This window comes from Streptomyces sp. BBFR2, assembly GCF_044497305.1.
GTDB lineage: Bacteria > Actinomycetota > Actinomycetes > Streptomycetales > Streptomycetaceae > Streptomyces.
Genome location: NZ_CP172415.1, coordinates 3,227,085 through 3,237,301 on the forward strand (window position 1 = coordinate 3,227,085; position 10,217 = coordinate 3,237,301).

Below are 10,217 nucleotides of genomic sequence, written 5' to 3' on the forward strand. Positions count from 1 at the left end.
CCATGGCACACGACCCGGTGCGGCGTGGGCCCGCCACGCCCCCCTCAGGCTCCGGTCAGGCCGCCCCGACCGGAGCGCCGAGCCCCGGAACACCGCCCCCGCCGCCCGGCCCCGCCGGACGGCCGGCCACCCCGGACCCCGACGGGATCTCCGTACGGGAGCTGCGACCGCTGCTCGACGCGATGCGGGCGCTGTGTGACGGCGACTTCTCGGCGCGGGTGACGGGCGAGCCGGACGGGGTGCTCGCCGAGATCACCGGGGTCTTCCACCGGATCGTCGCCCGCAACGCGCATCTGGCGGGCGAGCTGCAACGCGTACGCCACGAGATCGTCCGGGAGGGCCGGCTGGACGAGCGGATCGCGCCGGGGCCCGGGCAGGGCGGCTGGGCCGCGAACGTGGAGGCCGCCAACACCGTCCTGGACGCGCTGGTCGTCCCCGTCGCGAAGGCGTCGCGGGTGCTGGAGGCGGTGGCGGACGGCGATCTGACGCAACACGTCGACCTGCACGACGGCAGCCGCCGGCTCCGCGGCGAGCTGCGCCGCCTGGGCAGCGGCGTCAACCGCATGGTCGATGAACTGTCGCTGTTCACCCGCGAGTTGACGCGGGTCGCGCGGGAGGTCGGTACGGAGGGGCGGCTCGGCGGGCGGGCGGATCCGCAGGGCCTGTCCGGCGACTGGCGCCAGGTGACGGAGGCGGTCAACACGATGGCGGCACGGCTGACGGCGCAGGTCCGCGACATCGCGGTGGTGACGACGGCGGTGGCGCGCGGCGATCTGACACAGCAGGTGACCGTCGAGGCGACCGGGGAGCTGCTGGAGCTGAAGCTGACCGTCAACACCATGGTCGACCAGCTCTCCGCCTTCGCCGACGAGGTCACCCGGGTGGCCCGCGAGGTCGGCACCGAGGGGAAGCTCGGCGGGCGGGCGCAGGTGCGGGGCGTCTCGGGCGTGTGGAAGGGGCTCACCGACAACGTCAACTTCATGGCGTCCAACCTGACGTCGCAGGTCCGCAGCATCGCTCAGGTCACCACGGCGGTCGCCAACGGCGATCTGAGCCAGAAGATCGTGGTGGACGCGCAGGGCGAGATCCTGGAGCTGAAGTCGACGATCAACACGATGGTCGGCCAGCTCTCCGCCTTCGCCGACGAGGTCACGCGAGTGGCCCGCGAGGTCGGCACCGAGGGACAGCTCGGCGGGCGCGCGCAGGTGCGGGGCGTCTCCGGGGTGTGGAAGGACCTCACGGAGAGCGTCAATTTCATGGCGGACAACCTGACGACGCAGGTCCGCAACATCGCGCAGGTCGCCACCGCCGTCGCCGAGGGCGATCTCGGCAAGAAGATCACCGTGGAGGCGAAGGGCGAGATCCTGGAGCTGAAGTCCACGATCAACACGATGGTCGACCAGCTCTCCGCCTTCGCCGACGAGGTCACCCGCGTCGCCCGCGAGGTCGGCACCGAAGGCAATCTGGGCGGTCAGGCGCAGGTCCGGGGCGTCTCGGGCGTCTGGAAGGACCTCACCGACAACGTCAACTCCATGGCGCTGAACCTGACCTCGCAGGTCCGCAACATCGCGCAGGTCACCACCGCCGTCGCCAACGGTGACCTGTCGAAGAAGATCGACGTGGACGCGCGCGGCGAGATCCTGGAGCTGAAGGACACCGTCAACACGATGGTGCAGCAACTGCGGGCGTTCGCCGACGAGGTCACCCGCGTCGCCCGTGAGGTCGGCACGGAGGGGCAGCTCGGCGGTCAGGCCGAGGTGCACGGCGTCTCGGGCGTGTGGAAGGGGCTCACCGACAACGTCAACTTCATGGCGTCCAACCTGACCTCGCAGGTCCGCAACATCGCCCAGGTCGCCACCGCCGTCGCCGAGGGCGACCTGTCGAAGAAGATCGACGTGGACGCGCGCGGCGAGATCCTGGAGCTGAAGACCACCATCAACACGATGGTCGACACCCTGTCGTCGTTCTCGTCCGAGGTGACCCGGGTGGCCCGCGAGGTCGGCAGCGAGGGACGGCTCGGCGGCCAGGCGCGCGTCGAGGGCGTCTACGGCACCTGGAAACAGCTCACGACCAGCGTCAACGAGCTGGCGCTGAACCTCACCACGCAGGTGCGGGCCATCGCGGAGGTCGCCTCCGCCGTGACCCAGGGCGACATGTCCGGGTCGATCTCGGTGGAGGCGCAGGGCGAGGTCGCGGCGCTGAAGAACAACATCAACCTGATGGTCGCCAACCTCCGCGAGACGACCCGCGCCAAGGACTGGCTGGAGTCCAACCTGGCCCGTATCGCCGGGCTGATGCAGGGCCACCGTGATCTCGTCGAGGTCGCCGATCTGATCCTGCGGGAGCTGACCCCGCTGGTGAACGCGCAGTTCGGGGCGTTCTTCCTGGCGGAGGCGGGCGCCGAGCCGGGCGAGGGCCTGGAGTTCATCGCCGGGTACGGCACCGGGCGGGACGAGGTCCGCCACGAACCGGCCGAACGGGGCTCGCCCGCCGGCGGGCTGGTCGCCCAGGCGGCGACGGAGAAGAAACGCATCCTGGTGGAGTCGGTCCCGGCGGACTACCTCACGATCAGCTCCGGGCTGGGCACGGCGCCGCCGGTCAGCCTCGTCATCCTGCCGGTGCTCTTCGAGGACCAGGTGCTCGGCGTCATCGAGTTGGCGTCGTTCAGCCGTTTCAGCGAGGTGCACCTGGCCTTCATCGATCAGTTCGTCACCACCATCGGCGTCTCCGTCAACACCATCATCGCCAACGCCCGTACGGAGTCGCTGCTGTCGCAGTCGCAGCGGCTGACGGCGGAGCTGCGCCGCCGCTCCGACGAACTGCAGTTGACCAACGCCGAGTTGGAGGAGAAGGCGGCCCTGCTGGCGACGTCCTCGCAGTACAAGTCGGAGTTCTTGGCGAACATGTCGCACGAACTGCGCACCCCGCTGAACTCGCTGCTGGTGATGGCGCGGCTGCTGGCCGACAACCCCGAGGGCCGTCTGTCGCCGCAGGAGGTGGAGTTCGCCGTCACCATCCACCGCTCCGGCTCCGACCTGCTCCAGATGATCAACGACATCCTGGACCTGGCGAAGATCGAGGCCGGGCGGATGGACGTCCACCCCAAGGAACTGCCGCTGATCAAGCTGCTCGACTACGTACGGGCGACGTTCCGGCCGCTCGCCCGCGACCGGCGTCTGAGCTTCGACATCACCGTCGCGGACGACGTCCCGCGCACGCTGTACTCGGACGAACAGCGCCTCCAGCAGATCCTGCGCAATCTGCTCTCCAACGCGGTGAAGTTCACCTCGACCGGCGGCGTCGAACTGTCCGTCACGGTCGCCGCGCCGGACGCCGCCGGCGCCGGGCCGCCGGACGCGCCGGGCCCGGTCCTCGCCTTCGCCGTCAAGGACACCGGTATCGGCATCCCCGCCCACAAACTCGGCGCGGTCTTCGAGGCGTTCCAGCAGTCGGACGGCACCACCAACCGCAAGTACGGCGGCACCGGGCTCGGCCTCTCCATCAGCCGGGACATGGCGACGCTGCTCGGCGGCCGGATCACCGCCGAGAGCGAACCGGGCGTCGGCTCCGTCTTCACCCTGTACGTACCTGCGCACCACACCGGCCCGTCGGCCGCACTCGAACTCCCGGCGGTGACCGGTGGGATGACGGCTGCTCCGGCGGCGCCGGGGACCGTACCGGAGGCGGGGCCGGAGCCCGCCGGGCCGGAGGCAGGGGCCGTACCGGAGGCGGGGAACGTACCGGAGGCAGGGGCGCCGGGTGCGCGGGGGGCGCCGGGCGGGCCGGAGGCGTCGGGTCCGCCTTCCCCGGACGCGCCCGCCGGGCCGGAGGCGGGGGCCGCGGGCGACGCGGGGGCGGGTGCCACGGCGGAGACGGCGATGCCGCCGCCACCGCTGCCGGGGGCGGAACCGTGGACCGTCGGCGGGCCGGAGGTCAGTTGGCCGGAGACCGCCCGGCTGGGCGACTGGCTCAAGGGCCGTTCGGGGCGGGTGCTGTCCGGCCGGCGGATCCTCATCGTCGACGACGACATCCGCAACGTCTTCGCCCTGACCCATGTCCTGGGCCGGGCCGGCATCCGCGTGAAGTACGCCGAGAACGGGCGCGAGGGGCTGGAGGTCCTGGACCGGACGCCCGACGTATGCCTGGTGCTGATGGACATCATGATGCCGGAAATGGATGGTTACGAGATGATCCAGGCCCTGCGGAAGGCCCCGCGCTACGCGAAACTGCCGGTCATCGCCCTCACCGCGAAGGCCATGCCCGGCGACCGGGAACGCGCGCTGGAGACGGGCGCCGACGACTACATCCCCAAACCGGTCGACGTGGACCGGCTGCTGGCCGCCATCTGCCGCCTCCTCGACCCCGAGGACGGGAACGGCGCCGCCGCCGACGCCGCCGACGGCGGGAGGGAGGGCGGCGGCGACGCGGCTCCCGGGCCGGAGGGCCGGAGCGGGGAGCCGGCTGGCCGGGGCACGGGGCCGGACGACCGGGGTGCCGGGCCGGACGGCGCCGGGTCCGGGCGGGCGGGGCGGTCCTCGTGAGCGCGCCCGCGGACGGTGCCGCGCTCCTCATCGTCGACGACATGGAGGAGAACCTCGCCGCGCTGGAGGCCGTACTCGGATCGCTCGCCCGTATCGTCCGCGCGCGCTCCGGTGAGGAGGCGCTGAAGCAGATGCTGCGGCAGGAGTTCGCGGTGGTGCTGATCGATGTGGTGATGCCGGGCATGGACGGCTTCGAGACCACCGCCAACATCAAGGGGCTCGACCAGACCAAGGACGTCCCCGTCATCCTGCTGACCGGCGCGGAGGTCGACCCCAACTACGCCTACCGCGGCTACACCGTGGGCGCCGCCGACTTCCTGATCAAACCCTTCGACCCCTGGCTGCTGCGCACCAAGGTCAACATCTTCCTGGAGCTGTACCGCAAGAACCGTCAACTCGCCGACCAGTCCGCACAGTTGCGCCGCCTGCTCACCGCCGACAGCGCCCCGCCCCGCACCACCACCCCACCCCTTACGGGACCGGCCCCCGCGTCCCGTACGGAACCCGCCCCACCCCCTACGGGAGCGGCCCCCGGCCCCCGTACGGGCTCCGGCACGGGCCCCGCGCCCGGTGTCACGGCGGGCACCCGGGCCCCGGACCGGCCGGCGGAAGCGGCATGGCTGGCCATGATCGCCGGGCAACTCGCCGAGGTGGAAGGGGAACTCCGCGCGGACAACGGCACCACGCCGTCCGTCGCCGCCGACCGGCTCGCCGGGATCGAACGCGCCATCGGCCGGCTGCTGGCCGAGTACGGCGGCGGGACGGCGGACAGGGGCCCGGCCACAGAGGGAGAGCCGGGTGCGGGCGAGAGGCCACATGCGGGCGAAGCCCCGGCCCCGGGCAGCGGCCCGGCGGCGGGCGAAGCCCCGGCCCCGGGCAGCGGCCCGGCGGCGGGCGAAGCCCCGGCCCCGGGCAGCGGCCCGGCGGCGGGCGAAGCCCCGGCCCCGGGCAGCGGCCCGGCGGCGGGCGAAGCCCCGGCCCCGGGCAGCGGCCCGGCGGCGGGCGAAGCCCCGGCCCCGGGCGAAGGGCCGGACGCGGGCGAGGCCCCGGACGCGGGCGGAACCCCGCCCCCGGGCGAAGCCCCGCCCCCGGGCGGCAGTCCTCCCCGGGGCCGCCCCTGACCCGGGCCGGGGCCGGGGCCGCTCGGTACGATTCCGGCCGCGGTCCGGCGGCGGGCCGCGGACGCGTCGTCATACGGGGGTTCACCACATGTTCGGGATCGTCAGGCCCTGCGCCCATCGGCTGCCCGGCGGGCTGAAGGCGGAGTGGATGGCGCACCTGTGCGGGCTGTGTCTGGCGCTCCGCGCCGACCACGGGCAGTTCGCGCGGGTCGTCACCAACTACGACGGGCTGATCGTGTCCGTCCTGACCGACGCGCAGCGCGGGGCCGCGCCGGGCGGGCGGCGGACCGCGGGCCCGTGTCCGCTGCGCGGCATGCGGACCGCGTCGGTGGCCAAGGGCGAGGGGGCGCGGCTGGCCGCCTCGGTGTCGCTGGTCCTCGCGTCGGCGAAGATCCGTGACCATGTCGCGGACCGGAACGGGCTGCTGCGCCGCCGCCCGGTGGCCGCCGCGGCGCGGAAGGTCGCCGCCGGGTGGGACCGCGCGGGCGCCCGTACGGGCGCGGGGCTCGGCTTCGACACCGCCGTCCTCGTCGACGCGGTCGACCGGCAGGTCGGCATCGAGCGGCTGGCCGGTCCCGGCACGCCGTTGACGGTGATCACCGAGCCGACCGAGACGGCGACGGCGGCGGCCTTCGCGCACACCGCGGTGCTCGCCTCACGCCCGGAGAACGCCGCCCCGCTCGCCGAGGCCGGGCGGCTCTTCGGCCGCCTCGCGCACCTCCTCGACGCCGTGGAGGACCGCGCCGCCGACGCCGCCGAGGGCGCCTGGAACCCGCTCACCGCGACCGGCGCGCCCTTGTCCGAGGCCCGCCGCCTCTGCGACGACGCGCTGCACGGCATCCGCCTCGCCCTGCGCGACGTCACCTTCACCGACGGGAAACTCGCCCACGTCCTGCTCGTCCACGAGCTGCGCCGCTCGGTGGACCGCGCCTTCGGCACCACCTCCTGCGGCCACCGCCCCGGCCCGGGCTCCGCCCCGCGCCTCAGCCACCCGCACGGCGCCCCGAACCCTTACGGGAACCCGAACCCGTACGCGCAGCCGAACCCGTACGGGCAACCGGACCCGTACGGGAACCCGCAGGGGACGCCCGGCGGCGGCAACCCGTACGCCGCCGGTCCGCAGCACCTCAACGGCGCGCAGCAGCCCCGGCAGGGCGCCGGATCGCCCCCGCCGCGCCGCTACGACGGCGGGATGGACGGCGGCGGGAGCGGCGGCCACGACGGCGGCGGCTGGGGCGGCGACGGGCACGGCGGCGGCCACGGCAGCGGCGACGGCCACGGCGACGGGCACGGTGGCGGCCACGGCGACGCGTCCGCGCACCGGCCGCCGGAGCCGCCGAAGCCGCCGCGCGGGTTGATCGCCGGGTGCTTCGTCGCCGTCGGGCTGTGCTGCTCCTGCCAGGTCTGCTGCGCGAGCAGTTACGAGGGCCCGTGGTCGCGGAAGAAGCACGAGGGCTGCTGCCACTCGGCGTGCGACGGCTGCGACTGCTCCTGCTGTGACGGCTGCTGCTGCGACGGCTGCGGTGACGGCTGCTGCTGTGACGGGTGCTGCTGCGACTGCGGGTAGCGGCCCGCCGGTCAGCGGTGGCGAGCGGTGAACGCGCCGCCCGCCGCCGCGCCTCCCGCCACCACGTAAGTCACCGCCACGGCCCCGTTCCGGCCGGTCCGCGCGGTGCGGGGCCGCGGCTCCCGGAGGCCACCGGCCACAGCCCCCGCCGGAGCCGCCCCTCCCCCCCCTCACCCGAAGAGCGCCGGGGCCAGTTCCTCGTCCTCGCGGAGTTTGGCCAGGGCGCGGGAGACGGCGCTCTTGACCGTGCCGACCGAGACCTCCATGACCTCGGCGGTCTGCGCCTCGCTGAGGTCCTCGTAGTAGCGCAGGACGACCATGGCGCGCTGGCGGGGCGGCAGCCGCATGATGGCGCGCCACATCGCGTCCCGCAGGCCCTGGAGTTCGGCCGGGTCGGGCGCGGGCACCGGGTCCGGCTCGGGCAGTTCGTCGCAGACGAACTCGTCGACCTTGCGCTTGCGCCACTGGGAGGTGCGGGTGTTGAGCAGCGCCCGGCGGACGTAGCCGTCCAGCGCGCGGTGGTCCTCGATGCGGTCCCAGGCGACGAACGTCTTGGCCAGCGCGGTCTGGAGCAGGTCCTCGGCGTCGTTGGGGTCGGTGAGCGACCGCGCCGCCCGCATCAGCACCGGACCGCGGTCCCGTACGTACGACGAGAACGACGGGTACGACGGGCGCTTGGCGGTGGACTGCGCGGGGACTGTGCACACTGGCGTGGTCATGGCTCCACGCTAGAAGCGGCCCGCCCCCCGGCGGATCGCCCCAAGGTGCCGAAGCGCCGTCCGTCTGAAGTTGTACGGAACGGCGCCCGCCTCCCTCCTCCGGACGGAGGGGCGGGCCCGGAGCCGTAGGGGATCCCCGGTCGGGGACGTCCGGGCAAGGACCTGGTGGGGGTGCCCGGACCGGTGGCGGTGCCGTGCGTCGTCCGAGGCCACCGGGCCCGTGACGGCGGCCCGCCCCCGGGGAGCGTGCCCCTCCGGCCCGCCCCGGAACCCGTAGGGGTCACCCCCGGCCCCGCCACCCGGCCCCCACGCCCCGCACCCCGCGCTCCTCGGCCACTTCGCGGCGTGCTCCCGCGGACCGGGCGGCGGCGTGGTTACGGTGGCACCGCCCGTCCCGCGGGCACGGAGGCGCGGTCCCCGGGCGTCCGCGGGCCCCGCCGTCCGCCGCGCATCGGGGCGTCGGCCGGTCCGCCCGTACATGGCGGCCGGCCCCGCCGCCCGCACCCTGCCGCCCACCCGCGGCGCACGCCACGTTCGTCCACTCTGACCAGGAGAAACGTGTTGCAGACCCAGACCGTCACCCACGCCGGACGCCCGCTCACCTGGGCGGGCTTCTGCACCGGCCCGCAGGTGCTCTCCGCCGAACAGCTCGACGCGCTCGCCACCCGGCTGCTCGGCACCGGGCTCGCCGGGGCCGAGGCCGCGGCGCGCACCGAACTCACCCCGTACCCGGCGGCCCGGGGCACGGTCCCGGCGATCGTCCTCGGCTCCGCCACCACTTTGAAGAAGTGCTACGAGGCCGACCTCGCGCATCTCGTCGAGGGCACCCCGCCCGACGACTTCGCCACGTACAACGAGGCCCGCGCCGTCCATCTCGCCGCCCCCGGGGACCTGGTGGTGGGCCGCACCGAGCCGTGGCGGCAGGCCGTCGCGGGCAGCGCGGCGGAGCCGGTGGAGGTCGCCGAGCTGGACCACTACTACCTGACGCACGCGCTGCTCGTCCTGGCCGCGCGGCATCCGGCCGACGCCCCGGCGCCGCCGCTGGCCCGGCTGCTGCGGCAGTTGCGCGAGGCCCCCGGCACGATCGTGCGGCTCTTCGCCCTCGACCCCGAGGCGCGGGTGCTGTTGCTGTGGCTCAAGCGCACCGCGGGTCTTGACCGGCTGCGGGTGGACGCCAACGGGCAGCAGGTCGCCGAGCGGTGGAACCGCAAGACCACGCTGTACCCGACGGTCGAGGAGGCCGCCGAGCTGCCGCCGCCCGCTGCCGCCGCCGACCCCTGTGACCTGCTGGCCGCGGAGTCCCGGCTGACGCCGTTCACCCGGGAGTTCGGGACGCTGCTGCCCCGGCTGCCCGGCTACTCCGTGACCCGGGCGGGCGCCGACGAGGCCGGGATGCGGCGGCGGGTGCACGGCGCGGCCCGGCTGCTGCGGGAGCGCTACGGCCTGCCGCTGGGCTGCTTCAAACCCGCCGAGGCGCTCACCGGCAGCCGGATCCGTACCGGCGTCCCGCTCGACGACGCCGGGGCGCTGGACGCGCTGGCGCGGCAGGCCATGGAGACCGAGGAGGACTACGTCCTGGAGGCGCACACCGACTATCTGCGGCACTCCGTCGAGGGGTACGAGTTCATCCTGGCGCCGTCCACCCACGTCGTGGCGGGCGAGCTGGCCGAGGGCGGCACCGTGCAGATCACCCGGGGCAGCGTCTGGGAGGGCAGCGTCTACGTCGACGAGGAGACCTGCGGGCGGTTCGGTATCGACCCGGAGGTCTTCCGGGGCGTGCGGGCGGGCATGGCGGGGCTGCTGGACGCCTTCGAGGGCGGCGGGCGCGGGCTCGGGTTCGTCAAGGGCGGGGTGGACTTCGCGATCGCGAGGATCGGCGGGCGGTTCGGGGACACCCCGGTGGTCGGGATGCAGGATCTGAATCTCTCCTCCAACGGCGCGGAGTACGTCCGGGCGTTCCTCGGGCAGGCGCGGGAGGCGCACGGCGGGGACCGTCGGATCTACGCCGCCACCAAGGTGGTCCGGCCCCTGCCCGGCACCGATCTGCGGCGGCTGAAAGCCGCCGCGGAGCAGGACGCTCCGGGGCGTTGGACGCGGGTGCTGACCTCCGTGCCCGGGTGCTGGGGGATGGTCGGGGTCGCCGGGCCGTGCCCCCGGCAGGCGGCGGAGGATGTTCTCGCACTCGAACAGCGGCTGCACACCGAGGGGTTGCTGCGCACCAGCCTGCGGCAGGCGCCCGAGCCCTGCGGCGCCTGACCGCCGCCCGCTC

5 protein-coding genes are annotated in these 10,217 nt (G+C 74.5%); 4 read left to right on the forward strand and 1 reads right to left on the reverse strand.

All coding sequences use genetic code 11. The features are described 5' to 3' along the window. Positions 1 to 182 precede the first annotated feature (182 nt). The 3 genes from ACGH2B_RS12670 (at position 183) to ACGH2B_RS12680 (ending at position 7,229) form a co-directional block, all read left to right on the forward strand. On the forward strand, positions 183 to 4,541 hold the full coding sequence (locus ACGH2B_RS12670; RefSeq protein WP_399096965.1) for a HAMP domain-containing protein: 4,359 nt from the start codon (positions 183 to 185) through the stop codon (positions 4,539 to 4,541). Continuing rightward, the gene (locus ACGH2B_RS12675; RefSeq protein ID WP_399088088.1) at positions 4,538 to 5,662 is read left to right on the forward strand and encodes a response regulator; all 1,125 of its coding nucleotides are present in this window, start codon (positions 4,538 to 4,540) and stop codon (positions 5,660 to 5,662) included. The genes ACGH2B_RS12670 and ACGH2B_RS12675 overlap by 4 nt, the downstream gene beginning before the upstream one ends. 88 nt (positions 5,663 to 5,750) lie before the next feature. Next, positions 5,751 to 7,229 (forward strand): DUF5685 family protein, encoded by a 1,479-nt coding sequence (locus ACGH2B_RS12680; protein WP_399088090.1) that lies wholly within the window; start codon positions 5,751 to 5,753, stop codon positions 7,227 to 7,229. A gap of 170 nt (positions 7,230 to 7,399) precedes the next feature. Here the strand turns inward: ACGH2B_RS12680 and ACGH2B_RS12685 are convergent, their stop codons facing one another. Further along, complete coding sequence (locus tag ACGH2B_RS12685; protein ID WP_399088092.1) at positions 7,400 to 7,948, reverse strand: SigE family RNA polymerase sigma factor; 549 nt, start codon at positions 7,946 to 7,948, stop codon at positions 7,400 to 7,402. Between the two features lie 558 nt (positions 7,949 to 8,506). On the opposite strand from ACGH2B_RS12685, the gene ACGH2B_RS12690 reads away from it, so the two are divergent. Beyond that, positions 8,507 to 10,204 (forward strand): hypothetical protein, encoded by a 1,698-nt coding sequence (locus ACGH2B_RS12690; RefSeq protein WP_399088094.1) that lies wholly within the window; start codon positions 8,507 to 8,509, stop codon positions 10,202 to 10,204. Positions 10,205 to 10,217: the final 13 nt, after the last annotated feature.

Coding starts and splice junctions, on each gene's coding strand:
- ACGH2B_RS12670 (WP_399096965.1), top strand. CDS start 183: ATGCGGGCGCTGTGTGACGGCGACTTCTCGGCGCGGGTGACGGGCGAG.
- ACGH2B_RS12680 (WP_399088090.1), top strand. CDS start 5,751: ATGTTCGGGATCGTCAGGCCCTGCGCCCATCGGCTGCCCGGCGGGCTG.
- ACGH2B_RS12685 (WP_399088092.1), bottom strand. CDS start 7,948: ATGACCACGCCAGTGTGCACAGTCCCCGCGCAGTCCACCGCCAAGCGC.